This window comes from Plantactinospora sp. ZYX-F-223, from assembly GCF_039649625.1.
Taxonomy (GTDB): domain Bacteria; phylum Actinomycetota; class Actinomycetes; order Mycobacteriales; family Micromonosporaceae; genus Plantactinospora.
On the sequence record NZ_JBDJAV010000005.1, the window covers coordinates 241,730 to 265,453 of the forward strand.

Sequence of the window (23,724 nt, forward strand, 5' to 3'; positions counted from 1 at the left end):
CACTGCCACCACACGGTAGCCTCAGCGGGGGCGACCAAGGAGCGCACGGTGGACGAAACAGGGCAACCCGGAGCCCCCACACCGGGAGAACACGGTAACGGGGCAGGTCCGCAGGGTGACCCGGCCCGTCCCGGCAACGGCTGGGCGGCCGAGGCGGGCTGGTCCGGCGCCGAGGCCGGCGTCGATCCGAACGGACGGCAGTGGCACCAGGCGGTCGAGCCGGCGGTGAGCCGCGGCTGGGCTGACCACGCGGCCTACAGCCCCCGCCCGCTGCCGGTCTCGCCCAGCATCCCGATCCGGGAGCTTCGGCAACCGGTCAACGGCGTGCACCTGGGCGATGCGCCCGAGCCGGAGCGGGGCTGGAGCGGCGGGCCGGGCTATCCGTACGAGGTGGAGGGGGCCGATCCGGCCGGCCGGCAGGGAGTCGGGCCGGAGCTGCCGGGCGCCGCCGTCACGGACTATCCGGGGCAGCCGGGGCAACTCCCGCCAGGCGAGCCGGATCAGTCCGGTGCCGCCCGGCACGCCTTCGGCGAGCCCGGTTACGCAGAGCCGGAGCGCGCCGGCATCGGACCGGCCGGCCAACCGCCGCGCTGGGGGGAGCCGGCATCACCGGCCTACCCCGGGCCGACCTCCGCGCCACCGGCCGCGGTCTCGGGACCGCCCAGTGCCGCGCCGGCAGCGCCGGTGGTGACGTCGGGCCCGCCGGCCGCCATCTCCGGACCGCCGGCCGTGACCTCCGGGCCGCCGTTTGCGCCGCCCGGGCAGGTGGGCGGCGCGGCGCCGCCCGAGCACCTGGTCGCGGCGGACTTCGAGCGCGGTCGCGGCTTCCGGCCGCCGTCCGAGCACGACCACCCGCCGGTGACCGAGATGACCGCGCTGATGCCCGCCGTACCCCGCCAGCCCGACCGTTCCTCGGCCCCGCCGCCCGCTCCGGAGCGGGCCGGCCCGGCGGGACCGGGCTGGGGTCCGGCGGAAATCGACGAGCGCGGACCGGCACCGGTCCATCCGGCCGACGCCCGGGGCCAGGAGCCGGCGAACTGGTCGTCCGGCTGGGCCCCGCCATGGGCCCCGGCCGGCGTGCCCCCGGAGCAGGAGGGCGCCCGGCAGCCGGAGAGTCAGCACGCCGCCGAGGCCGTCGCACAGCCCGAGCCGGCCCACGAGCCGGAGACCCCCGGCGGGCGGGAGCAGCACTGGTCGCCGAGCTGGGCCGACCAGCCGGCGCAGCGGGTACCCGAATCGCCGACCGGGTCGATCCCCCGAGAGGGGCACGCCGGCTCGCCGTCGGCCAACACGGGCTTCGCGAACCCCGGGGCCGCCCGGCACGTCCCGGCGGCGCCGGAGACCGCGGGCCGGCGGTCCGCGCCGAACGAGCCCGGCGGCTATCCCGGGCCGGCCGCGCTCGGGCCGGAAGCGCCGGGCTACCTGCCGGGTCCCGGCGGGCTGTCCGGTCCGCCCGGCCCGGAGTCGCCCCGCTACCTGCCCGGCCCGGCCGGGCCGGCCCCCTCGGCGCCGGGCGCGGAGCCGTCGAGCCCACCCGGCGCGCCCTCGGGGCCCGCCCCCGGTGCGGAGTCGGCGGGCCATCCGTCGCCCGGGCCCGCCCCGGCTGTCGAGTCTTCCGGCTATCCGTCCGGGCCGACCGGCCCGCCGCCGGGTGCCGAACCAACCGGCTATCCGCCGGTCGGGCAGGCGCCCGGATATCCGTACCGGCGGGAGGCCCTGGCGTTGCCGACCGGGCCGAGCTACCCCGGTGCGCCGTACCGCTATCCGGAGTCGGCCCCGGCGGAGCCCGCGCCCGCCGCCCGGCCGGCGGACCCCGGCGACGTGTTGCCGCAACGCGTCCCGGCCGAGCCAGACGTGCCCACCGTGCCGGAGCCACCCGCCGTGGAGCCGCCCGCCGAGACGCCCGAGCTGGCCCGGATCGCCACCCATCTGCGTCGGGAGGACGGAGCGGCACAGCTGCGCGAGCGACCGGACGGCTTCGACGTCAACGCGATCCTGGACGCGGTCCGGGGAGTCGCCGGGGTACGCGACGCCTCGCTGCGTACCACCCCGGCCGGGGCGCACAGCCTGCGCCTGGACCTCGCCGACGGTGCCGATCCCGCCGAGGTGAGCCGGCACGTGGCACGGCTGCTCCAGGAGCGGATGGGCCTGGCCGCCGCCCCGCAGAACCTGCCCGGCGCGCCACCACCGGCCCCGCCCGGCTTCACCGGGACCGCCGCGCCGACCCGGCCTGCTGCGGCGCAGCCCCGGCACGCACCGCCGGCCGAGCCGGAGCCCCGGGCCGAGCCGGTGACCGAGGAACCGCGTCGCCGGCACCAGGCACCGGGTCACCGGGGCCGGGCCACCGTCGGCGAGCCGCCGACGGCGCCGCCCGCGGAGGCCGGCCGGAGCGGGTCCCCGCTCAGCGCCAATCCCAGCACCGTCGGCAGCTCCTACTCCGGAAGCCCGGTGACCACCACGGAGACCGCGCCGTCCCGGCCGCTGAACCCGGGTTCGCCGCCCGGACCCCGGGTGATCATCGACCACGTGCAGGTGAGCACCTTCGGTCTGGACGCCACCGTCGAGGTACGGCTGGCCGCCGGGAAGCAGCCGGCGGCCGGGCTGGCCACCGGTCCCGCCGTCGACGGGTACGTGCTGCGGCTCTGCGCCGTGGCGGCGGCCGCGGCCATCGACGAGCTGCTCAGCGCCTCCGCCCGGGTCACCGAGCGGGGTCGCTGCTTCGTCGAGCACGCAGCGGTGGTGCCGTTCGGCAGTTGCGAGGTCGCCACCGTGGTGGTGCTGCTGGTCTGCGACGGCTGGGTCGAGCAGCTCGCCGGCTCGGCGCTGGTCTCCGGCGACCCGCGGCAGGCGGTGGTCCGGGCCACCCTGGCGGCGGTGAACCGCCGGCTTGAGGCGTTGCTCACCTGACCCGACCGGCGGGGCAAACGGAACGAACCGGGGCGGGGGCATCCAGACGGGCCTCCGCCCCGGACCCGTTCCCGGCCCGGCCTGGTCCGGCCCGCCGCGTGATCTCCGTACGGCCGGCACACTTGACTGATGAAGCGTGCGCTGCTGGTGGCGGACGAGTCGATCGCCCGGGACGAGGTGCCGCCGCCCTGGCCCGGCCGGGGCGTACGGATCGACGGCTCGATCACCTACGTCCGGGAGACCCCGGCCACCCGGTCGGACGCTGAGCCGGCGCTCTACGTGCACGGGCTGGGCGGCTCGGCCCAGAACTGGACCTCCCTCGCCGGTCTGCTCGCCGACCGGCTCGACGGGCACGCCATCGACCTGCCCGGCTTCGGGCGGAGCGACCCGGCCCGGAAATACACCATCCCGGCCTTCGCCGACCGGGTGATCCGGTACATCGAGCACTCCGGTCGGGGACCGGTGCACCTGTTCGGCAACTCGCTCGGCGGTGCGGTCTCGGTGCGCGTCGCCGGCCTCCGCCCCGACCTGGTCCGTACGCTCACCCTGGTCTCACCGGCGATGCCGTTCCTGGACCCGCGCCGGTCCCTCCAGGGCCGGGTACTGCCACTGCTGGCGGTGCCCATGGCGGAACGGTTCGCCTCGCGCTGGCTGACCCAGGTGCCGCCGGAGGTGATGGCCCGGCAGGTGATGGAGGCGTGTGTCGCCGACACCACCCGAATCTGCGACCAGCGCCGGCTGGAGGCGATCGAGGAGATCCGGATCCGGTACACGACGGAGCACTACGCGGCGGCCTATCTGCGTACGCTGCGCGGGCTGGTCGGCAGTTTCGTCCGGGCGTACCTGCCCGGGTCCGGCTCGCTCTGGCGGATCGCCAGCACGATCAGCCCCCCGACGCTGGTGATCGGCGGTACGCAGGACCGGCTGGTCGACGTCCGGGTACCGGCGCAGGTGGCCCGGGTGATCCCGGACAGTCGACTGCTGCTGCTGGCCGGCGTCGGGCACGTCCCGCAGTTGGAGGTGCCCCGGACGGTTGCCCGGGCGGCGCTGGCGCTGCTGGACGAGACGAGCCCGCTGCCGACCGCCCCCTGCTGACCGCCGCCCCCCGTGCCGCTGCGGGCCGACCCCGGTGGGTGATCTGGAGTTGTGCGTGCAACCAACCGGGTGGGTCAGGCGTACTAAGTAAGCGTGTGGAAGAGAGAGCGGCGCGCGGCCCCGCGCTTCCGGCGCGGCCGGCAGCTGGCGGTGCTCATGCTGAGTGTGGCCGGCGCGGTCGGGGTGGTCGGGGTTCTGGTGCCACCGGCCGACCGGTTGACCGGGGACGAGCCGGAGGCCGCCGCCCAGCCGGCCGTACCGGCGACGACGCCGGCCGCCGCCGCGACCGCCACCCCGACGCCCACACCGAGCCGGCCGCCCGCGCCGGTGCTGCGGCTCACCGACCCGGTGCCGTCGACCGGGCCGGGCAGCTTCACCTACGCCACCGGCCGGGGCGAGGTGCTCGGCCGGGCCGGGGCGGTGCGGCGCTACCGGGTGGCGGTGGAGCGCAACGTCGACGAGCACGTCGCGGAGTTCGCCGCGAAGGTGGACGCCTCGCTGGCCGACCCGCGCAGTTGGATCGGCAGCGGGCGGCTGCGGCTGCAGCGGGTACCGGACAAGGCCGGGCACGACTTCACCGTGTACCTGGTCACCGCCGGTACGGCCCGGCAGATGTGCGCCGCGTCCGGAGTGGACATCCGGGTCGGTGGCAAGCCGTACACCTCCTGCCGGGGCACCGGACGGGTCATCATCAACCTGGACCGCTGGATGCGCTCCGTCCCGCACTACGTGTCGGCCAAGGTGCCGCTGGACCGGTACCGGACGTACGTGGTCAACCACGAGGTCGGGCACGAGTTGGGGCACGGGCACGAGCGCTGTCCCCGCCGGGGTCGGGCCGCGCCGGTGATGATGCAGCAGACGCTCTTCCTCAACGGCTGCGTGCCGAACCCGTGGCCGTACCTGGAGGGCGAGCGGTACGCCGGTCCCTCGCTGTAGGCGGCGGGGGAAGCGACCCTGGACGCTGATCCGTCGCCATGGAAGGCTGAGGCCCGCCATGACGCGCGCTCCGGCGGTCGGCTCGACCGGCAGCGGATCGCCGCCGCCCAGGCCGGTCGACGGCGGCGACGCCGGTCCGCCGATACCCTGACCGGCGGTCCTATTCCCCGCTCCCGGATTTCGGGCAGGTGTTTCAGCTCATGGTCTATTCGCGCTCCGGCGAGGAACAATGGCCGGACATGCCACTGTCGATGCGCTCAGCCGCTGGCTGAGCGAGGATCCGAACCGGGGAGTCCACCGTGTCACTGCCCCCGCTCGTCGAGCCCGCCGCCGAGCTGACCGTTGACGAGATCCGCCGTTACTCGCGCCACCTGATCATCCCGGACGTCGGGGTCGAGGGGCAGAAGCGGCTGAAGAACGCCCGGGTGCTCTGCGTCGGCGCCGGCGGCCTCGGCTCGCCCGCCCTGATGTACCTGGCCGCGGCCGGGGTCGGGACGCTCGGCATCATCGACTTCGACACCGTCGACGAGTCGAACCTCCAGCGGCAGATCATCCACGGCCAGTCGGACGTCGGCCGGCCGAAGGCCGAATCCGCGGCGGCGAGCATCCGCGAGATCAACCCGCTGGTGCAGGTCGAGATCCACAACACCGCACTGGACCGGGACAACGTGCTGGAGATCTTCGCCCAGTACGACCTGATCGTCGACGGTACGGACAACTTCGCCACCCGCTACATGGTCAACGACGCGGCCGTACTGCTCGGCAAGCCGTACGTCTGGGGGTCGATCTACCGGTTCGACGGGCAGGCGTCGGTGTTCTGGGCCGAGCACGGCCCCTGCTACCGCTGCCTCTACCCGGAGCCGCCGCCGCCCGGCATGGTGCCGTCCTGCGCCGAGGGCGGGGTGCTCGGGGTGCTCTGCGCGTCGATCGGCTCGATCCAGGTCACCGAGGCGATCAAGCTGCTGACCGGGATCGGCGAGCCGCTGGTCGGCCGGCTGACGGTCTACGACGCGCTGGAGATGTCGTACCGGAAGATCAAGGTCCGTAAGGACCCGAACTGCGCGCTCTGCGGGGAGAACCCGACCGTCACCGAGCTGCTGGCCGACTACGAGGACTTCTGCGGCGCGGTCTCGCCGGAGGCCGAGGAGGCGGTGGCCGACTCGACCATCACGGCCCGGGAGCTGAAGGAGTGGCAGGACGCCGGCAAGGACATCTTCCTGGTCGACGTCCGGGAGCCGGCCGAATACGAGATCGTCCGCATCCCCGGGGCGACGCTGATCCCGAAGGGTGACATCCTCTCCGGTACAGCGCTGGCCTCGCTGCCGCAGGACAAGCAGATCGTGCTGCACTGCAAGTCCGGGGTGCGCTCCGCCGAGGCGCTGGCCGCGGTGAAGGCCGCCGGGTTCCGCGACGCGGTGCACGTCCAGGGCGGGGTGCTCTCCTGGATCAAGCAGATCGACCCCTCGTTGCCCGCCTACTGAACCGACTCCGCACCGGGCCCGGCCCGGTGCCCCGAAGCGGGGCAGCTCCCTCCCGGAGCTGCCCCGCTTCGCGTTGGCAATATGATTGCTCCGTTGTGTAGTAGATGTACTATCGCCTCGCGTAGAGGTTGGACGAGGGGGTGTAGATCTATGACCATCGCCGAGACTCCGGGCCGGACCTCCGAGCCCGCCGGGTCGCCGGTCGAGCAGCCCGTGCTGGACGTCCGTGATCTGCGGATGCGCTACGGCAGCACCGATGTGCTGACCGGCGTCACGTTCACGGCCCGGCCCGGCGAGGTGCTGGCGCTGCTCGGCCCCAACGGTGCCGGCAAGACGACCACCATCGAGATCCTGGAGGGGTTCCGGATGCGGTCGGCCGGCGAGGTCGCCGTGCTCGGCGTGGACCCGGCACACGGGGACGAGCGGTGGCGGGCCCGGCTGGGCGTGGTGCTCCAGTCCTGGCGCGACCACGCCAAGTGGCGGGTACGCGAGCTGCTCGGCCACCTCGGCTCGTACTACCTGCCCTACTCGACCGACCAGATCCGCCGGCCGTGGGACGTCGACGACCTGATCGACGCCGTCGGGCTCAACCCGCACGCCACCAAGCGGGTCGGCCAGCTCTCCGGCGGGCAGCGGCGGCGGCTGGACGTCGCGATCGGCATCGTCGGCCGCCCCGAGTTGCTCTTCCTCGACGAGCCCACGGCCGGGTTCGACCCGGAGGCCCGGCGCGAGTTCCACGACCTGGTGCACCGGCTCACCGACCTGGAGCAGACCACGATCCTGCTCACCACGCACGATCTGGACGAGGCCGAGAAGCTGGCCGACCGGATCCTGATCCTGGCCGGCGGCTCGATCATCGCCGACGGCTCGGCGGACCAACTCTCCCGGCGGATGTCCTCGGAGGCCGAGGTCAAGTGGAGCCGGGACGGGCAGCGGTTCGTGCACGCCACCACCGATGCCACCACGTTCGTCCGGGAGTTGTTCCAGCAGTACGGCGACGGCGTCGCCGACCTGGAGGTCCGGCGAGCGAGTCTGGAGGACACCTACATGGCGCTGGTCCGGGGATTCGAGTCCGGCCGGAGCCTCGCCGCGCTGCGCGAGTTCGAGGAGGCGGGCCGGTGAACCCCACGGTGATCGCCCTCCGGGCCGGGGTACGGCGTGGCGGGATCGAGGTGCGGCAGAGCCTGGTGAGCGTGCAGGATCTGTGGAACTACTTCTTCCCCAACCTGGCGTTCCTGGTCGTCATGTTCTTCATGCGGGACGCCACGGTGCCCGGCACGAACTTCTCGCTCGGCGCCCGTACGCTGCCCAGCGTGCTCGGCGGCGGGCTGGCGTTCGGGGCGCTGGTGACCATGATGATGGCCCTCACCGTCGAACGCGAGGACGGCACCCTGCTGCGGGCCAAGGCGATCCCGAACGGCATGCTCGGCTATCTGGTCGGCAAGGTGGTGCAGGTCTCCGGGATGACGCTGATCAGCTCGGTCATCCTGGTGGTCCCGGGAGTGTTGCTGGTGGACGGCGTGGAACTGCGCGGCCCCGGCGCCTGGCTGACCCTGCTCTGGGTACTCGTACTCGGCCTGGTCGCCTGCCTGCCACTCGGTGCGATCCTCGGCTCACTCTTCGCCAACCCCCGCAACGTCGGGGTCATCATGCTGCCTATCATGGGCCTCGTCGCGACCTCCGGGATCTTCTATCCGATCACCACCTTCCCGGTCTGGTTGCAGTGGATCGGCCAGGCGTTCCCGGTCTACTGGCTGGGCCTGGGCACCCGTTCGGCACTGCTGCCGCACGAGCTGGCGGCGGTGGAGATCGGCGGGTCCTGGCGACACCTGGAGACGTTCGGCATGCTCGCCGGCTGGGCCGTGCTGGGCCTGGTGGTGGCGCCGATCGTGTTGCGCCGGATGGCCCGGCGGGAATCCGGTTCGAGCGTCGCCGCTCGGAAGGAGAAGGCGATGCAGAGGATCAACTGATGAGCGAGGCGATCTACAACCGCATCGCGGTGCTCCGGGCCGAGCGCGGGATCTCCCGGCGGGACCTCGCCGAGGCGCTCGGGGTGCACTACCAGACGATCGGTTACCTGGAGCGCGGTGAATACAACCCGAGCCTGCACCTGGCGCTGCGGATCGCGCAGTACTTCGAGGTCTCGGTGGAGGTGGTCTTCTCCACCGAACCCTTCCCCCGGATCGGCGCCGCCGAACGGGCCACGGCCTGAGCCGCCGGGCTGCCAGGACGGCATCGCCGGCCGGCACCACTGCGGTGCGCGCACTGTCGAGCTGCCCCGCTTGTGCTCCCACTCGCCGGTTGCCCCGTCCCTGCACCCAGCTCGACAGCGTCGTGAGCGGGCACCCCGGAGCCGGCCGGTCCGGTCGGGAACAGCCGTGCCGCGGGCACCGGCCGGTCAGCGGATCAGACCAGCAGCACGAGGTCGTCGCGGTGCACGACCTCGCGCTCGTAGCCGGGGCCGAGGGCGGCGGCGAGTTCCGAGGTGGAACGGCCGAGCAGGCCGGGCAGCTCCACCGCGTCGTAGTTGACCAGTCCACGGGCGACCGCCGACCCCGCGTCGTCCACCAGGTCGACCGGATCACCGGCGGTGAAAGTGCCGTCCACCGCCGTGATCCCGGCCGGCAGCAGGGACTTGCGCCGGGCCACCACCGCCTGTACCGCACCGGGGTCCAGGTGCAGCCGTCCCCGGGGGGAGGTCGCGTGGGCCAGCCAGAAGAGCCGGGCCGCCGGGCGTTGGCGTACCCGGTGGAAGAGGGTGCCGACCGGCTCGCCGGCCAGCGCCGCGGGCGCCAGCGGCGCGGCGGTCAGCACCACCGGGATGCCGAAGCCGGTCGCGATCCGGGCCGCCTCCACTTTGGTCACCATGCCGCCGGTGCCGACCCCGGCCCGGCCGGCCCGGCCGATCGCCACCTCGGCGAGATCCTGCTCGTCGCGGACCTCCTCGATGCGTACCGTGCCGGGGCGGGCCGGGTCGCCGGTGTAGAGCGCGTCCACGTCGGAGAGCAGCACCAGCAGGTCGGCGTGGACCAGTGCGGCCACCAGGGCGGCCAACCGGTCGTTGTCGCCGAACCGGATCTCGTCGGTCGCCACGGTGTCGTTCTCGTTGACGATCGGCACCGCGCCGAGGTCGAGCAGCTTGCGCAGCGTGCGGTAGGCGTTGCGGTAGTGCGCCCGCCGGGTCACGTCGTCGACGGTGAGCAGCACCTGGCCGACCGTACGGGCGTGCCGGGCGAAACCGGCCGAGTAGCGGCCGATCAGCAGGCCCTGCCCGACGCTGGCCGCGGCCTGCTGGGTGGCCAGGTCCCGGGGACGGGCGGCCAGCCCGAGCGGGGCCAGGCCGGCGGCGATCGCCCCGGACGAGACCAGCACCAGCTCCCGCCGGTCCGCCGGGCCGACCCGCTTGCGGCCCGCCCCCGCCGGCCGGGCACCGGGCTCCGCGACCGGGGCGCCGGCCGAACCGTCGGCCAGCCAGCCGGCGAGTACGTCGGCCAGCGCGTCGACCCGCGCCGCGTCCAGGCCACCGGCGGCGGTGGTCAGCGAGGACGAGCCGACCTTGACCACGATCCGGCGCGCTGTGGTAACTGCTTCCCGCACCCGCCCATTCTGCGGTGCCCGGGTCGGCCCGCCCCGCCGGCCCATCCCGTACTCCCATATCGTGGCAGCTCATGACGCCCGAGGAGTACGTCGAAGAGGTGCTCACCCTGGTCGAGCGGATCCCGCCGGGCCGGGTGATGTCGTACGGCGCGATCGCCGACCACCTGGCCGAGCGGTCCGGCCGGGCGTCGGCCCGACTGGTCGGCTCGATCATGGCGCGGCACGGTGGCGGGGTCCCCTGGCACCGGGTGGTCAACTCGGCCGGCCGGCTGCCGCCCGGGCACGAGCGTGAGGCCCGGGCCCGGCTGCGCGCCGAGGGCACCCCGCTGCGCGGCGCCGGAGTCGACATGTCGGCGGCCGACTGGCAGCCGACCGACTGAGGCGGCGGCCCGGCGGTCAGCTCGCCAGGGGGACCGGCTGGGCGCTGCGGCGCAGGATGCGTTCCTTGTCCGGGCCGCCCGGCACCGTCACCAGCAGGCAACCCGAGCGGGGCGCGACCGAGGCCGGCGAGCCGAGCAGTTGGGCGCTGCGTACCAGCACCGCGGCGAGTTCGGTGTCGCAGATGCGTACCCCGAGGATGGTGGTCCGGACGTGCCGGCCGGCGGCCAGCAGCGCGGCGCGCCAGGCGGCGGCGGCCAGCGCCTGGCGGCGGGCGTTCCGGGGCGCGGACGCGCCGACGGCGGCCGGGTCGAGCAGGGCCGTCCGCCCCTGCCGCCAGCCCATCGACAGTACGGCGGGCTGCCCGGGATCGGTGAGGTGCAGCCGGTGCAGTTCGTAGCGGCGGCGTACGCCGGCGGTGATCCGCTCCGACCGGGCCGGTGTGCCGAGCCGGGCCAGCAGTTCGCCGAGACGAGTGGCGGCAGCCTCCGAGCTGAACTCGGCCACCATCGTGGTCGGCTGCCGCACCCCCTCCACCCGGATGCACCTGATCAGGCATGCCGCCTCGAAGGCATCCGCCAACGAAGCGCGATCCAGCAGGCTGGTTCTGCCAGACGGCCGTAGGGGCGGCCGCGTTGAGGCGTACGCCCCGGTGCTCCAGACCATCTCTGTCGCCCCCCGTAATCGCGACGACCAACTACTTTCAACGGTGGCCGTTACCGCGCCGAGGCGGTAGACATCCGTTGAAGGCTTGAGCAAAATTTGCGCTGAGTGTCGATCATCGCCGGGGTGGTGGTGGGGTGGGCGGGGCACGGTGGCACCGACGCGTCGGCCGGGGATTGCCCGGCCGGCGGCTCGGCACGCTCGCCGTGACGCTGGCCGTGGTCACTGTCGCGTTGCCGGCCACCGCCGGTTGCACCTCGCGGCCGGCCGAGCCGACCAGGCTACGCATCGCGACCGGCAGTGCCACCGCGGTCTACTACGCCGTCGGTCAGTCCCTGGCCGGCATCCTCAACCGGGAGTTGCCGGACGTCACGGCGAGCGTGGTGGTGACCGCTGCATCGGCGGAGAACGTCTCGCTGGTCTCCACCGGCCGGGCCGAACTGGGCTTCACCCAGGCCGACATCCTGGCCACCGAGCCGGGCGAGGGCACCGGACTGAGCGCCGTCGCCCGGGTCTACGACGACCTGCTGCACCTGGTCACCCTGAGCCAGGAGCCGATTCGGCAGTTGACGGACCTGAGCGGCAAGCGGGTGGCGATCGGCGCGCCGGGCTCCGGCACCGCGGTCACCGCCGAACGCCTGCTCGACGTGGCCAGGGTCGGCGACAAGCTGGCCGAGACGCTCCGGCTCGGCATCGACGACTCGGTCGCCGCGCTGCGGGCCGGCAGGATCGACGCGTTCTTCTTCTCCGGCGGCCTGCCGGTGAAGGCGGTGGCGGACTTCGCCGCCCAGACCCGGGCCCGTTTCGTCGACCTCGGCCAGTGGGTCGAGCCGCTGCGTCAGTCCTACCGTGAGGTGTACGTCCAGCGGGACATCCCCGCCTCGGCGTACGGGTCGGCGCCGGTGACCACGGTGGCGGTGCCCAACTATCTGGTGGTGGCCACCAGCATGCCGGAGCAGCTCGTCTACGACGTGACCCGGCTGCTGATGCAGCGCCGGGACGAGCTGAGCAGCGCCCATCCGGCCGCCGCCCGGCTGAACGTGCAGTCGGCGATCACCACCACCCCGCTGGCGCTGCACCCGGGTGCCGCCCGCTACTACCAGACGCACAAGCCCTGACGGGTACCTGCACCGCTCACGCCTCGCCGGGCCGGAACCAGACGTCGGCGGTGAGCCCGGTCGGTTCGGCGGGACGCATGGTGAGGCGACCGCCGGAGGCGTCGACAAGTACCGCCACGATGGTCAGGCCGAGCCCCGCCCCGTCGATGTTCTGGGTGTCCGGGGCCCGCCAGAAGCGTTCCGTGGAGGATTCGAGCTGGGCACCGGTCATTCCCGGCCCGTCGTCGGTGACCCGGACGACCACGCCGTCGTCGGCGCGGTGCACCGAGACCTCGACCCGGCCGCCGGGATGGCCGAACTTGACCGCGTTGTCGATCAGCGCGTCCAGCACCTGGTCGACGGCGGTACGCACGGCCCGGGCGTGCACCGGGTCGGTCACCGGGGCGAGGGTGAGGGCGATGCCCCGGTGGTTGGCCAGCGGTTGCCAGGCGGCGACCCGGGACTTGGCCACCGCCGCCGCGTCCACCACCACCATGGTGTGCTGGGCCCGTTCGGCGCGGGCCAGGGTGAGCAGCCCGTCGAGTACCTGGGCCAGCCGGTCGGTCTCCTCCAGCGCCAGCTTGTGCTCGTCGCGGCCGTACTCGTCGGTCAGGCTCGGCCCGAGTTCCTCGACCCGCAGCCGCAGCGCGGTCAGCGGGTTGCGGAGCTGGTGGCTGGCGTGCGCGACGAAGGCCCGCTGCCGTTCCAGGGCGTCGGCGACCGCGTCGGCCATCTCGTTGAAGCTGGTGGCGAGCCGGCGCAGTTCGGGCGGACCCTGCTGGGTCGGCACCCGGGCCAAGCCGTCGCCGGCCGCGATGTCGTGGGTCACCACGTCGAGTACGGTCACCGGGCGCAGCACCCAGCCGGCCAGCCGGAACGCCGTCATCACCCCGGCGGAGACCGCGAGCAGCCCGACCGCGGCCAGCGCCGCCCACCAGACGGTGACGGTCCGGCGTACCCGCTCGGTGGCGGAGACGGTGATGACGGCGCCGATCACCTCACCGCCGTCGTTCACCGGTACCGCCACCACCAGCGGGCCGACCTGCCAGGGCCAGAGCACCTCCGGCACGGTCATCTGCCGGCCGGCGAGGGCGCCGAAGATCGCCGTGTCGGTCAGCTCGGTGTCCAGCCGCGGCCCGGCGGGGGCGGCCACCTGACGCCGTTCCCGGTCGATCACCGCGGCGGTGATCCCGTACAGCTCCTGGTAGCGCTGCAACTCGTCGTTGATCGCGCTGACCGCACCGGTACGCAGCGCGGGGCCGGCGAGCGAGGCGAACCGGTTGGCGTCGGCGAGCCGGTCCGCCCGGATCCGTTCGGTCTCCCGGTTGGCGAGGGTGATCGCCAGCGGGGTCTCCAGGGCGAGCAGGACCAGGATCATGAGCAGCGAGTAGCTGAAGACCAGGCGGCGGCGCACGGAGGACTCCGGTCACTCGGCCCGGAGCCGATAGCCGACACCGCGTACGGTCTGCACCAGGTCGGGGTCGCCGAGCTTGCCGCGCAGCGAGCCGACGTGCACCTCCACGGTGTGCCGGGCGGCTCCGGTGGTCGGCCAGACGTCGAGGACGATCCGCTCGTGCGGCACCACCATGCCCGGCTGCCGGGCCAGCGAGACCAGGATGTCGAACTCCTTGCGGGTCAGCGCGACCCCGGCGCTGCGTACCGTGACCAGCCGGGCGGCGACGTCGATCCAGATCGGGCCGACCTCGACGACCTCCGGTCGGGCCGCGCCGGCCCGGGCCCGCCGGAGCACCGCGACGATCCGGGCCTCCAGCTCGGCCATCGAGAACGGCTTCACCACGTAGTCGTCGGCGCCCATCCGCAGCCCGATCACCCGGTCACGCTCCTCGCCGCGTGCGGTCACCGCGATGATGCCGAGCTGCGCGCTGCGCTGCCGCAGCGCCCGGCACACCTCCACGCCGTCGCCGTCCGGCAGGGTGAGGTCGAGCAGTACCAGGTCGCAGGGGGCGGCGGCGAGCGCGGCGGCGGCGGTGCCGGCCCGCTCCACGTCGTACCCGCGCCGGGACAGGGCGGCGGCCATCGCGCCGGCCACCCGGGCGTCGTCCTCGACCAACAGGATGCGCATGCCGGCCGCTCCTCATCTGTTGTACCAGCCGCTGCGATCATCCCGCATCGACGCGGCTGAACACAGCGCGGCGGAATGCCGGGACACTCAAGATTGGCTCAATTTCCCTGCCTCGATGTTCCCTGAGCTGCGGGGAGAAGCGTTAGATCAACATCATCCGAGTTGGCGCGGCCGCCCCTGCCGGACCTCTTTCCGTCGTACATCGTCGTATGAGGGGGTTTGCTGGTGAACCGAAGGCTCTCCGGAATTGCCATGCCGACCGCGGTCGCGGTCGCGTTGCTGGGCACCCCGTTGCTGACCACGGCGAACGCGGGCGGGGCCACCGCCGCCGGCCGGGTACCCAAGCCGCAGTCGGTGCTCGGCTGGGTGCCGTGCGCCGACTACAAGTTGGCCACCTACGAGCAGATCGCCGACTACTACCACAAGCTGGACCAGGCCAGCGACCGGATGAAGCTGGTCGAGATCGGCAAGACCAGCGAGGGCCGGCCGCAGCTCATGGCCATCGTCTCCGCCGAGGAGAACCTCAAGGCCGAGAACCTGGAGCGGTACCGGCAGACCTCGGTGCGGCTCTCCCAGGGTGACGGGCTCTCCGAGTCGGTGGCCCGAGGGCTGGCGCAGAGCGGCAAGGCGGTCGCCTGGGTCGACTTCGGCATCCACTCCACCGAGGTCGCCGGGCACCAGAGCGCGCCGCAGTTCGCGTACGACCTGGTGACCAGCGAGACGCCGGAGGCCCGGGAGATCCGGGACAACGTCATCACGCTGCTGGTGCCGAACGTCAACCCGGACGGCGGCACCAAGGTCGCCGAGTGGTACCGGCAGAACCTGGGCGGTCCCTACCAGGACGCCGGCTACCCGGAGCTGTACCAGAAGTACGCCGGGCACGACAACAACCGTGACTGGTACATGTTCAACCTCCAGGAGACCCAGAACGTCGGCCGGCAGCTCTTCCACGAGTGGCTGCCGCAGATGATGCACAACGTGCACCAGACGGCGGTCTTCCCGGCCCGGATCAGCATCCCGCCGTTCGAGGACCCGCTGAACCCGAACATCCACCCGCAGGTGGTTCGGGGCGTCAACATCGTCGGCGACGCGATGGGGCAGCGGCTGGAGCGCGAGGACAAGGTCGGCGCGCTGGCCCGGCAGCAGTACGACATCTGGTGGAACGGCGGCGCCCGGACCTCGCCGTACTACCACAACCAGGTCGGCATCCTGACCGAGACCGCGCACGCGTCGGCGACCCCGAGGGTGTACGACCCGAAGGATTTCCCGGCGACGTTCGCCGACGGCACCTCGACCAGCAAGCCGTCGGTGTTCTACCCGAGCCCGTGGCAGGGCGGCGAGTGGCACCTGTCGCAGAGCTGCGACTACATCAAGACCGCCTCCTGGGCGATGCTCCGGCTGGCCAGCGACGACCGTGAGGGCTGGCTCTACGGCGCGTACCAGATGGCCCGGGACGGCGCCCGGGACGGTGCCGGCGTCACCTACGTGATCCCGGCCGACCAGGCGGACTTCCCGACCGCGACCAAGCTGGTCGACAAGCTGCGCTGGAACAACATCCGGGTCGAGCAGGCACTCAGTTCGTTCAAGGTGGGCAAGCGGACCTACCCGGCCGGCAGCTACCTGGTCCGGGAGGCGCAGCCCTACCGGGCGGCCGTGCTGGACCTGCTGAACCCGCAGGTCTACCCGGACCGCCGGCTCTACCCGGGCGGCCCGCTGGAGCCGCCGTACGACATCACCGGCTACACCCTGTCGTTCCAGATGGGCGTCAGCGTCGACAAGCTCGACCGGAACGTCCGGGTCAGCACCACCGAGGTCGGCTGGCCGAAGGTACCGACCGGGGTGGTGGCCGGGGCGCCGAAGCACGCGTACGCGCTCGACCCGCGGGTCAACGACAGCGCGACCGCGGTGAACGCGCTGCTGGCGGCGGGGGAGAAGGTCTCCCGCAGCACCGGTGAGGTGACCACCCGCACCGGCAAGCTGCCGGCCGGCACCTTCCTGGTGCGGACCGGTCCGCAGACCGCCGAGCGGGTCACCGCGCTCGCCACCGAGCTGGGCCTGACCATCGCGGCGGTGGACGCCAAGCCGGCCGGTACGAAGGCGCTGGCCGCGCCCCGGATCGGCCTGTACGACGGCTTCAACAACTACGACGAGGGCTGGACCCGGCTGATCCTGGAACAGTTCCGGTTCGGCTACTCGAAGCTGACCAACGCGGCGGTGCGCGCCGGTGACCTGCGGGCGAAGTACGACACCATCGTGCTGCCCGACGCCACCTACAACTCGATGCGCAACGGCCGGGCGGCCGGCTCGCTGCCGGAGGCGTACACCGGCGGGATGACCGACGCGGGCATCGCCAACCTCAAGGCGTTCGTCGAGGCCGGCGGCACGATCGTCACGCTGAACCGGGCCGCCCAGTTGCCGATCCAGGCGTTCGGGGTGCCGGTGCAGGACGTCACCGCCGGGGTCGAGGAGACCGAGCTGAACATCCCCGGCTCGGTGCTGAACCTGAACGTCGACGCCAGCGACCCGGTCGGGGCCGGCTTCGCCCCGACCGCCTCGGCGTTCGTGGCGGACGGCCCGGCGTTCGAGGTCACCGAGGGCGCCAAGGGCGTCTCGGTGGCGGCCACCTGGCCGACCAGCAACCTGCTCAAGAGCGGGTTCCTGCTGGGCGAGGACGTCATCGGCGGCAAGGCCGCCGTGGTGACGGCGAAGGTGGGCGAGGGCCAGGTGGTACTGCTCGGCTTCAAGCCGCAGCACCGGGCCCAGTCGCACGGCACGTACCGGCTGCTGTTCAACGCGATGTACCTGGGCGGTCAGCGCTGACCTGACCCGGGTGGCCGGTGGCCGGTCGGCGGATACGTCGACCGGCCACCTTCGCGTACGTTCCCGGGCCATGGACGTCGTGCCCGGCACTCGCGCCGGTTCCACCGGAATCCCGCCCCGGGCCGCCCTGCCGCGCCGGGTGCACGCCGGGTACGCCCTCGGTTCACTGGCCACCGGCGCCTTCGGTACGGTGCCCGGCCTGGTGCTGCTGCCGTACCTGACCGACACGCTGGGCGTGGCCGCCGGGCTGGCCGCCCTGCTGGTGCTGCTGCCGAAGGCCTGGGACGTGCTGGTGAACCCGGTCGCCGGGCGGATCTCGGACCGGACCCGGTCCCGCTGGGGCGCCCGCCGGCCGTACCTGCTCGGTGGTGGGCTCGGGCTGTCCGTGCTCTTCGCCGCCATCTTCGCGGCGCCGTTCCCGCCCGGCCCGGCCGCCGCCGGGTACGTCGCGCTGGCGTTCCTGCTCACCGCGACCGCGTTCGCCTTCTTCCAGGTCCCGTACGTCGCCATGCCGGCCGAGCTGACCGACGACTACACCGAGCGGACCCGGCTGATGACCTGGCGGGTGGCGGTACTGGCGCTGGCCATCCTGATCTCTGGCGCACTCGCCCCGGTGGTGGTGACCGCCGGTGGCGACGGCGTACCCGGGCACCGCTGGCTGGGGCTCTTCGTGGCGGTGCTGATCGCGGCCGGCGCGGTCGGCGCGTTCCTCGGCACCCGGGCCGCGCCGACCGGGGCGGTGGTGGCGAGCGAACCGAGCCTGCGGGCCCAGCTCGCGGTCGCCGCCGCAAACCGGCCGTTCCGGCTGCTGCTGGTCTGCTTCGTGGTCCAGGCGGCCGGCATCGCGACCGTGCTGGCCGGGGTCAACTACTTCGCCGCGCACGTGCTGCGCGATCCGGAGACCGGCCCGACGCTGCTCTTCGGATGTTTTGTCGGCCCGGCGCTGCTGGTGATGCCGCTGTGGAGCCGGGCCGGTGCCCGGCTGGGCAAGCCCCGGGCGTTCACCGTGGCGTCGCTGCTCTTCGCGGCCGGCGCGCTGGCCCTGGTCGCCGCCCCGGTGCTGCCGGCCCCGGCGGTCTATCTGGTGGTCGCGGCGATCGGCTGCGGGTACGCCGGTCAGCAGGTGTTCGGGATGGCGATGCTGCCGGACTGCATCGCGTACGACACCGCGCGCACCGGCCGCCGCCAGGCCGGCGTCTTCACCGGGCTGTGGACGGCCGGCGAGACGTTCGGGCTGGCCCTCGGGCCGGGCATCTACGGTCTGGTACTGCAACTGACCGGCTATGTCTCCTCGTCGACCGGCCAGGCGGCGGCCCAGTCCGGCACCGCCCGGGCGGGAGTGCTGGTCGGCTTCACCGTGCTGCCGGCCCTGCTGGTCGGGCTGGCCCTGCTCACGATGCGCGGCTACGACCTGACGCCGCAGCGGTTGGCGCGAGCTGAACGGTTTCGACCCGTCGCAGGTTGTCCCGATCCAGAGTCAGGTTCATGACTGGGAATGACCTTCGTCGGCGGTAACCCCGGAGCGAGCGGGGCGACGTTTATACACGTGTCCACCGCCGCGCGCAGGCAATCGCCCCAGTTTCTTCGACCGGAGTTGTCCATGACCCGAGCCATGACCGGGGTCGCCCCTGTGGGCGCCACCGCCCGATCGCCTGTGGCGGAGCAGATGACCAACGACTTCGATTCCTTCTTTCGGGGCCGGGCGCCAGCGTTGCTGCGCACGGCGTACCTGCTGACCGGTGACCGGCACCTGGCCGAGGATCTGGTCCAGGACGCGCTGGCCCGGACGTTCCGGGCCTGGCGTCGCCTGGCTGACGGCGGCAACCCGGAGGCGTACGCCCGCCGCGTCATGTACCACCTCCAGGTGAGCGTGTGGCGTCGGCGCCGGGTAGCCGAGACCATGCCGGGCGATCTGCCGGAACGTCACGACCACGCCGACTACGCACACAACACGGTGGAGCGGTTAGCGCTGCGCCGGGCGTTGCAGGCCCTGCCGGTACGGCAGCGCGCCGTCATCGTGCTGCGGTACTTCGAGGACTACAGCGAGGCGGAGACCGCCGACGTCCTCAACTGTCGGATCGGCACGGTGAAGAGCCACACCGCCCGCGCCCTGCGACGACTCCGTGAACTGCTGCCCGAGATCGACCTTGGGGTGACCCGATGAACGACCTGAACAGCCGGCTCACCGGCTTGGCGGACGAGATGACCGACACCGACTACACCGCGCTGCGAGCCCGGGTGAACAGCACCGCCCGCCGTCTCGGCCACCGCCGGGCCGCCGGCACCTCCGTCGCCGCCCTGGCCCTGGTCGGGGTGGCCACGATCGGCGGGCTCCAGTTGGCGCCGCAGGCCGGGCTCACGCCAACGCCCGCCGGTTCGTCCAGTGTGGCCAGCCCGCCGGCGCCCTCGGCGTCGGCCACCCCCACCCCCTCGGCCCAGGCGACCCCATCGACCACCGCCACCACCAACGTCCCGCCGCGCAGCGAGCCCAGCCATGTCCCGGGCCGACTGGTCTATCTGCGGGTCGGTGCCGAGATCGAGGTCGTCACGGTGACCGACGGCGTGGCCCGTACCACGAACTTCGGCCCGCGTAAGTTCGGCGACCAGGTCGCGGCCGTCGCGCCGGACGGCAGCAAGGTGGCCCTGGTCCATCCGGCCAAGAGCATCAGCGAATACCCCGGCGACCTGGTCATCGTCCAGCCCGGGGGCAAGCGGAAGGTGGCGCGACAGCACGTCTCCTGGGGCGGCGGCAACGGGCCGGTCTGGATGCCGGACTCGCGCCGGCTGCTGATCGGCGTCACCACTATGGACGGCGACACCGCCACCGGGCAGTCCTACGGCTACCTCGACACCGTCACCGGCGGATACGACGATCTCGGACTCGACCGCTTCCCGACGTACCTGAGCTGGGCGGCCAACGGTGCCTACCGGGTGCACGCCACGGGCGACACCCTGGTGATCGCCCGACCGGACGGCAGGGTGGTACGGCGGACCGGCCTCGCCGGCCAGCCGGAGTGCGGGCGCGGGCAGTGCCCGTTCGCGGTGCAGGCCATCTCGGACGACGGCCGGTACGTGGCCACCGCGATGGGCAACAGCGACCCGAAGCGGGTCACCGGGGCGCGGTTCGTCCTGGACACGGTCACCGGCAAGCGGATCAACGTGCCGAACTCCGTACGGGGAGTCACGGAGATCTTCTTCCGGCCGGACAACAGCCTGGTCGTGCAGGCCTCGGACCGTCTCTACCTGGTCGACCTGGACGGAACCGTCACCGCCACGATCGACCGGCCGGATCCGACCAACCAGGCGGACCTGGCGGCGTACCACGCCCGCTGACCGAACCAGAGCACCTGAACCAGCACTGCGCGGCGCCGGACCTGCTCCGGCGCCGCGCTGTCGGTTTCGTCGAGCTCGCTGGCGGAGATCTGTATTGCCGATCGGTGCGGCATCGTCGCTGTCCATCGAGAGGTTCTCGGGGTCAATCTGACGCTGGTCACCCCGCAGGGTCGGCTGGTCCAGGGTGGGCTGGCGGGTGATCTGCCGCCACAGGCCGGCGACGATGGCACGGAATCGAGCCGCGCACCGCGTCCCAGCAGGGGCAATCGGCGCGGTTCCGGCTGTTACGGTGGCCGCCATGATCGAGGCGTTGCCGCCGGTGGGCGTACCCGCGGACAAGGTACTGGCCGAACTCCGCGACCTGCGCGCCGCAGACCTGCCGACGCACGGCGGCCGGCTCTTCGCCTACGTCTACGACCCCGCCGTACCGGGGCTGGACGAGCTGGCGAACTCGGCGTACGCGCTGGCGGCGCACGTCAACGGGCTGGACCCGACCGCCTTTCCGTCCCTGCTGGCGCTGGAGAACGCACTCGTCGGCGCGGCCGCGCAACTGCTCGGCGGCGGGCCGGGTACGGCGGCACCCGAGGTTGTCGGCAGTGTCACCGGCGGCGGCACCGAGTCGCTGATCCTGGCCGTCAAGGCGGCCCGGGACGCCCGGCCCGAGGTGGCCCGGCCCCGGCTGGTGGTACCGACCAGCGGGCACGCCGCGTTCGCCAAGGCGGCGCACTACCTCGGGGTCACCCTCGACCAGGTGCCGGTCTCGGCGCGGACGCTCCGCCCCGCGCCCGGGGACGTCGCCGCCGCGATCGGCCCGGACACCGTGCTGGTCGCCTGCTCGGCGCCGTCGTATCCGTACGGGGTGGTGGATCCGGTCGCCGAGATCGCCGAGGTCGCCGCGACGGCGGGAGTTCGCTGCCACGTGGACGCCTGTTTCGGCGGTTGGACCCTGCCGTACCTGCGTCGGCTCGGCGTACCGGTGCCGGCGTTCGACTTCAGCCTGCCGGGCGTCACCTCGATCTCGGTGGACCTGCACAAGTACGCCTACGCCCCGAAGGGGGTCTCGGTGCTGCTCCACCGGGATGCCGAACTGCGCCGGCCGCAGTACTTCGCGTTCGCCGGCTGGCCCGGCTACACCCTGGTCAACCCGGTGCTCTCGTCCACCCGCTCCGGCGGGCCGATCGCCGCCGCGTACGCCACCCTGCGGCACGTCGGCGACGCCGGATACCTGGCCCTGGCCGAGCGGACCCTGGCGGCGGTACGCGGACTGGCCGGCGAGGTGTCCAGAGTGGACGGTTTGCGACTGCTCGCCGAACCGGAGTCGACGGTGGTCTGCTTCGTCAGCACCGATCCCGGGCTGGACCTCTTCGTCCTGGCCGACGAGCTGACCCGGCGCGGCTGGCACACCCAGCCCCAGCTCTCGTACGCCGGTCTGCCGGCCAACATCCACCTGTCGGTGACCGCCTCGGTGGCGCCCCGGGTCGCCGAGTTCGGCGCGGACCTGCGCGGCGCGGCGGCGGACGCCCGGTCGGCCGGCCCGGTGCGGCTTCCCGCCGCGCTGCTGGAGACGCTCGGCGCGCTGACCCCGGCACAGCTCACCCCGGAACTGGTCGCCGGGGTGGCGGCCGGGCTGGGCCTGGACCCGGCCGCCGCCAGCCGGCCGCCGGAGCGGATGGCACCGGTCAACACCCTGCTGGACGCGGCACCGATCACGGTCCGGGAACGGCTGCTGGCCGAATTCCTCGGCCTGCTCCAGCGCCCCGCCTGGTGATCGCCGCTACCGGGCGGGCTCAGCCGCCGTTGAGGCGCAGCCGCACCGCGATGGTGTTGTCGCCGGGCGTCTCGTCGGTCAGGAGGTTGCCGTCCAGGTTGCTGCGTATGGTCAGCCGGTAGCCGTCGATCGTCCGGGTGCCGGGTGCCGGCGCCAGGTCGACGACGATCGCGAGGGTGCTGGTCTGGGCCCCACCGGACGGGACCGTTGTGAACCCGCCGCACTCCGAGGTGCGGGTCCGGGTGTTCTGGTCGGTGAAGAAGCAGGGGCCGAAATCGCTGCCCTCGAATCGGGTCCGCACCTCCAGCGGCTCCACCATGATCAGCGCGTTCGCGTCGTACGGCTGCTCGCCCTGGTTGCGGACCACGATCTGGATGGTGCCGGCGTACCTGCCGTCGGACGGGGTCAGGGTCACCTCGGTGGGGCCGGTCAACACCAGGTCCGTGGGCCGATCCGGCTCGGCCGGTCCGGGATCCGGAGCCTGGCCCTGGTCGGCCGGGCGGGTCGCCGTCGGGTTTGCCGGGCCGGCTGACGTCGGCGGTGGGGTGGGCGTGCCGCTCGGCGTCGCGGTGGCGGTCGGGGACGGCGAGCCGGAGGGCGGGGCGGACGGGGTGGCGGACGGCGGGAAGGTCGCCGGCGCGGCGGTCTGGCTGGGGGTGTTGGCGACCGGCGGGTCGGGCAGCTTGGCGCCGTTGTTGCCGAGTACGCCGACCACGCTGCCGGCCACGACGGCGACGGCGAGCGTCCCGACGGCGGCGATGCGGTTGCGGGTGCGTCGGTAGGCGATCCGCCGGGGGGCGTCCGGATTGGGGGGTACGACCCGGTCGAGCGCGTCGGCGCGGAGGTCGGCGAACGCCGCGTCGAGCCGGCGGGCCGTCATCGGGTCCAGCTCGTCCACGTCAGATCACCTCCATCCGGCTGGTCGTCTCCGGTGGCCTCCGACTGGTGGCGCCGCCGACCCCCGGGCCACCCGCACCAGTCTCGCCCAGCCGGGCGGCCAGGGCGATCCGCGCCCGGTGCAACCAGGACTTGACCGTGCCGGGCGCGACCTCGCACTCCAGGGCGATCTCGTTGATGGACAGGTCCGCCATGTGGTGCAGCACCACGGCCCGGCGCTGGTTCGCCGGCAGGGTCGCCAGCGCCGCGGCCAGGGCCACCCGGTCCGGGCCGGGTCCGGGCACGTTCTCCGGCCGCTGCCGTTCCAGATATCTACGAGCGGTACGCAGCCGGCGCCACCTGCTGGTAGCGGTGTTCCAGGCGACCCGGCGGACCCAGGCGACGGGGTCGTCGTACCGGGCGATCTTGTCCCAGCGGGGCCAGGCGCGGCTGAATGCCTCCTGCACCAGGTCCTGTGCCTCGGTCATGTCACCCACGTACGCGTACAGCTGGACGACCAGGGACTGGAAGTGGGCACGGTACACGTCGTCGAACTGCGGCGCCCGCTCCTCAGTCTGCACATCCGTCTCCCCGTGGCTGTTCGGCGCGCCCGTTATAGCCCCCCGGCCGGGTGACCGGGGGGCTACGAGAGAGCCGCCCGGCCCCTGGAACACCAGGGGCCGGGCGTCA

The 23,724-nt window shown here is 73.3% G+C and carries 20 protein-coding genes; 14 read left to right on the forward strand and 6 right to left on the reverse strand.

All coding sequences use genetic code 11. The features are described from left to right. Window positions 1-48: 48 nt before the first annotated feature. From AAH979_RS07525 to AAH979_RS07555, 7 genes are all read left to right on the forward strand, one after another. Complete coding sequence (locus AAH979_RS07525; RefSeq protein ID WP_346257290.1) at window positions 49-2,907, forward strand: hypothetical protein; 2,859 nt, start codon at window positions 49-51, stop codon at window positions 2,905-2,907. A gap of 129 nt (window positions 2,908-3,036) precedes the next feature. Next, complete coding sequence (locus AAH979_RS07530; RefSeq protein ID WP_346257291.1) at window positions 3,037-4,002, forward strand: alpha/beta hydrolase; 966 nt, start codon at window positions 3,037-3,039, stop codon at window positions 4,000-4,002. A gap of 93 nt (window positions 4,003-4,095) precedes the next feature. Next, on the forward strand, window positions 4,096-4,938 hold the full coding sequence (locus tag AAH979_RS07535; RefSeq protein ID WP_346257292.1) for a DUF3152 domain-containing protein: 843 nt from the start codon (window positions 4,096-4,098) through the stop codon (window positions 4,936-4,938). 278 nt (window positions 4,939-5,216) lie between these two features. Beyond that, window positions 5,217-6,419, forward strand: a complete 1,203-nt coding sequence (gene moeZ / locus AAH979_RS07540) for an adenylyltransferase/sulfurtransferase MoeZ (protein WP_346257345.1) — start codon at window positions 5,217-5,219, stop codon at window positions 6,417-6,419. 237 nt (window positions 6,420-6,656) lie between these two features. After that, window positions 6,657-7,541 carry an ABC transporter ATP-binding protein gene (locus AAH979_RS07545; protein WP_346257346.1) on the forward strand — a complete coding sequence of 295 codons (885 nt, stop codon included), beginning with the start codon at window positions 6,657-6,659 and terminating at the stop codon, window positions 7,539-7,541. Continuing rightward, on the forward strand, window positions 7,538-8,389 hold the full coding sequence (locus AAH979_RS07550) for an ABC transporter permease (RefSeq protein WP_346257293.1): 852 nt from the start codon (window positions 7,538-7,540) through the stop codon (window positions 8,387-8,389). The genes AAH979_RS07545 and AAH979_RS07550 overlap by 4 nt, the downstream gene beginning before the upstream one ends. Continuing rightward, window positions 8,389-8,631: a helix-turn-helix transcriptional regulator gene (locus AAH979_RS07555; protein WP_346257294.1), complete on the forward strand. Its 243-nt coding sequence runs from the start codon at window positions 8,389-8,391 to the stop codon at window positions 8,629-8,631. Before AAH979_RS07550 ends, AAH979_RS07555 begins: the two co-directional genes overlap by 1 nt. A 194-nt stretch (window positions 8,632-8,825) precedes the next feature. On the opposite strand, the gene proB is transcribed toward AAH979_RS07555, so the two are convergent. Next, entirely contained in the window at window positions 8,826-10,061 is a 1,236-nt protein-coding gene (proB, locus tag AAH979_RS07560) for a glutamate 5-kinase (protein ID WP_346257295.1), read from the reverse strand. A 26-nt stretch (window positions 10,062-10,087) separates the two neighbouring features. On the opposite strand from proB, the gene AAH979_RS07565 reads away from it, so the two are divergent. Then, window positions 10,088-10,396, forward strand: a complete 309-nt coding sequence (locus AAH979_RS07565; protein WP_318396004.1) for an MGMT family protein — start codon at window positions 10,088-10,090, stop codon at window positions 10,394-10,396. 16 nt (window positions 10,397-10,412) lie between these two features. Here the strand turns inward: AAH979_RS07565 and AAH979_RS07570 are convergent, their stop codons facing one another. Then, window positions 10,413-10,931 carry a hypothetical protein gene (locus tag AAH979_RS07570; RefSeq protein WP_346257296.1) on the reverse strand — a complete coding sequence of 173 codons (519 nt, stop codon included), beginning with the start codon at window positions 10,929-10,931 and terminating at the stop codon, window positions 10,413-10,415. 263 nt (window positions 10,932-11,194) lie between these two features. On the opposite strand from AAH979_RS07570, the gene AAH979_RS07575 reads away from it, so the two are divergent. Continuing rightward, window positions 11,195-12,175 (forward strand): TAXI family TRAP transporter solute-binding subunit, encoded by a 981-nt coding sequence (locus AAH979_RS07575; protein WP_346257297.1) that lies wholly within the window; start codon window positions 11,195-11,197, stop codon window positions 12,173-12,175. Window positions 12,176-12,191: 16 nt separating this feature from the next. On the opposite strand, the gene AAH979_RS07580 is transcribed toward AAH979_RS07575, so the two are convergent. Both AAH979_RS07580 and AAH979_RS07585 read right to left on the reverse strand, forming a co-directional pair. Next, complete coding sequence (locus tag AAH979_RS07580; protein WP_346257298.1) at window positions 12,192-13,568, reverse strand: HAMP domain-containing sensor histidine kinase; 1,377 nt, start codon at window positions 13,566-13,568, stop codon at window positions 12,192-12,194. 12 nt (window positions 13,569-13,580) lie between these two features. Then, on the reverse strand, window positions 13,581-14,237 hold the full coding sequence (locus AAH979_RS07585) for a response regulator transcription factor (protein WP_346257299.1): 657 nt from the start codon (window positions 14,235-14,237) through the stop codon (window positions 13,581-13,583). Between the two features lie 225 nt (window positions 14,238-14,462). On the opposite strand from AAH979_RS07585, the gene AAH979_RS07590 reads away from it, so the two are divergent. The 5 genes from AAH979_RS07590 to AAH979_RS07610 all read left to right on the forward strand — a co-directional run bounded on the left by AAH979_RS07590 (window position 14,463) and on the right by AAH979_RS07610 (window position 22,158). Continuing rightward, the gene (locus AAH979_RS07590) at window positions 14,463-17,057 is read left to right on the forward strand and encodes a M14 metallopeptidase family protein (protein ID WP_346257300.1); all 2,595 of its coding nucleotides are present in this window, start codon (window positions 14,463-14,465) and stop codon (window positions 17,055-17,057) included. A gap of 70 nt (window positions 17,058-17,127) precedes the next feature. Beyond that, a complete protein-coding gene (locus AAH979_RS07595; protein WP_346257301.1) occupies window positions 17,128-18,546 on the forward strand; it encodes an MFS transporter in 1,419 nt (472 codons plus the stop codon). A gap of 177 nt (window positions 18,547-18,723) precedes the next feature. Next, complete coding sequence (locus AAH979_RS07600) at window positions 18,724-19,221, forward strand: SigE family RNA polymerase sigma factor (RefSeq protein ID WP_346257347.1); 498 nt, start codon at window positions 18,724-18,726, stop codon at window positions 19,219-19,221. Continuing rightward, on the forward strand, window positions 19,218-20,390 hold the full coding sequence (locus AAH979_RS07605; protein WP_346257302.1) for a hypothetical protein: 1,173 nt from the start codon (window positions 19,218-19,220) through the stop codon (window positions 20,388-20,390). Before AAH979_RS07600 ends, AAH979_RS07605 begins: the two co-directional genes overlap by 4 nt. A 298-nt stretch (window positions 20,391-20,688) precedes the next feature. Next, window positions 20,689-22,158, forward strand: coding sequence for an aspartate aminotransferase family protein (locus tag AAH979_RS07610; RefSeq protein WP_346257303.1), 1,470 nt, complete (start codon window positions 20,689-20,691; stop codon window positions 22,156-22,158). Window positions 22,159-22,177: 19 nt separating this feature from the next. Here AAH979_RS07610 and AAH979_RS07615 read toward each other — a convergent pair whose 3' ends face one another. Both AAH979_RS07615 and AAH979_RS07620 read right to left on the reverse strand, forming a co-directional pair. Beyond that, entirely contained in the window at window positions 22,178-23,056 is an 879-nt protein-coding gene (locus AAH979_RS07615; RefSeq protein WP_346257304.1) for a hypothetical protein, read from the reverse strand. A 1-nt stretch (window position 23,057) separates the two neighbouring features. Beyond that, the gene (locus AAH979_RS07620; protein WP_346257305.1) at window positions 23,058-23,615 is read right to left on the reverse strand and encodes a SigE family RNA polymerase sigma factor; all 558 of its coding nucleotides are present in this window, start codon (window positions 23,613-23,615) and stop codon (window positions 23,058-23,060) included. Between the last annotated feature and the right edge of the window lie 109 nt (window positions 23,616-23,724).

Excerpts from the sequence above, each read along its gene's own strand:
- AAH979_RS07555 (WP_346257294.1), top strand. The coding sequence starts at position 8,389 with ATGAGCGAGGCGATCTACAACCGCATCGCGGTGCTCCGGGCCGAGCGC.
- AAH979_RS07530 (WP_346257291.1), top strand. The coding sequence starts at position 3,037 with ATGAAGCGTGCGCTGCTGGTGGCGGACGAGTCGATCGCCCGGGACGAG.
- AAH979_RS07610 (WP_346257303.1), top strand. The coding sequence starts at position 20,689 with ATGATCGAGGCGTTGCCGCCGGTGGGCGTACCCGCGGACAAGGTACTG.
- AAH979_RS07565 (WP_318396004.1), top strand. The coding sequence starts at position 10,088 with ATGACGCCCGAGGAGTACGTCGAAGAGGTGCTCACCCTGGTCGAGCGG.
- AAH979_RS07605 (WP_346257302.1), top strand. The coding sequence starts at position 19,218 with ATGAACGACCTGAACAGCCGGCTCACCGGCTTGGCGGACGAGATGACC.
- AAH979_RS07545 (WP_346257346.1), top strand. The coding sequence starts at position 6,657 with ATGCGCTACGGCAGCACCGATGTGCTGACCGGCGTCACGTTCACGGCC.
- AAH979_RS07595 (WP_346257301.1), top strand. The coding sequence starts at position 17,128 with ATGGACGTCGTGCCCGGCACTCGCGCCGGTTCCACCGGAATCCCGCCC.
- AAH979_RS07585 (WP_346257299.1), bottom strand. The coding sequence starts at position 14,237 with ATGCGCATCCTGTTGGTCGAGGACGACGCCCGGGTGGCCGGCGCGATG.
- AAH979_RS07600 (WP_346257347.1), top strand. The coding sequence starts at position 18,724 with ATGACCAACGACTTCGATTCCTTCTTTCGGGGCCGGGCGCCAGCGTTG.
- proB (WP_346257295.1), bottom strand. The coding sequence starts at position 10,061 with ATGGGCCGGCGGGGCGGGCCGACCCGGGCACCGCAGAATGGGCGGGTG.